General features: G+C 57.3%; 1 protein-coding gene and 1 pseudogene. One reads left to right on the top strand and one right to left on the bottom strand.

The annotated features are described in order from the left end of the window. Positions 1-165: pseudogene (locus BZK31_RS27595) on the bottom strand (antibiotic biosynthesis monooxygenase); the annotation flags it as partial. A gap of 232 nt (positions 166-397) precedes the next feature. Here BZK31_RS27595 and BZK31_RS27590 point away from each other — a divergent pair. Beyond that, positions 398-670, top strand: a 273-nt coding sequence (locus tag BZK31_RS27590) for a MerR family transcriptional regulator (RefSeq protein WP_157900811.1), incomplete at its 3' end; no start/stop codon positions are given.

Here is a 670-nt window from a genome sequence, read left to right as displayed (position 1 = left end):
CTGGAATTCATCGTCGCCCGGTGGCGGAGCCAGTACGCCGGAGCCCAGATAACCGGGGAAATCGGTGGCCAGTTGTTCGCCCTCATGCAGCCAGGCGATCAGTTCCTGATAGCGGCCATGGGCAACACGGCGCGCAACCATCAGCGTGACGGGTGAGGTAGACATTGTGTATCTCCGGTAGAGGCGTGAGAGTCCCGGGTAGGGAGTTCACATGACGCGGCGCCGGGATGGTGGGCCGCATCAGCTTCGGTCAAAAAGCAAGCAAGGATTATTCCTGAAACCGGGTAAAACAAGTAGAACTTTGTGGCCGGTGTCGGGACTCAATTGTTGATGCCTGCTGATGTAGACCACCCGATGCTGTTTACAATGCATCGCATAATGACAAGTGATAACCGGCATGACTCAATCCTCTGACTGTCCCCTTGTCCGGAAGGATCCCGACCAGGCTTTCAAACAACAAGAGCTCTATCCCATTCGTGAAGTCGCTCGTTTGACCGGCGTCAACCCGGTAACGCTGCGCGCCTGGGAGCGCCGATACGGGCTCATTCAGCCGACCCGCACCGACAGTGGTCATCGTCTGTATTCGCAGTCCGATATCGACACCGTACGCAGTATTCTCGACTGGATCGAGCGTGGCGTAGCGGTCAGCAAGATCGGCAAGATCCTGGCC

The organism is Pseudomonas floridensis (assembly GCF_002087235.1).
Classification (GTDB): Bacteria; Pseudomonadota; Gammaproteobacteria; order Pseudomonadales; family Pseudomonadaceae; genus Aquipseudomonas; species Aquipseudomonas floridensis.
This window is presented reverse-complemented; position numbering and strand designations above follow the sequence as displayed.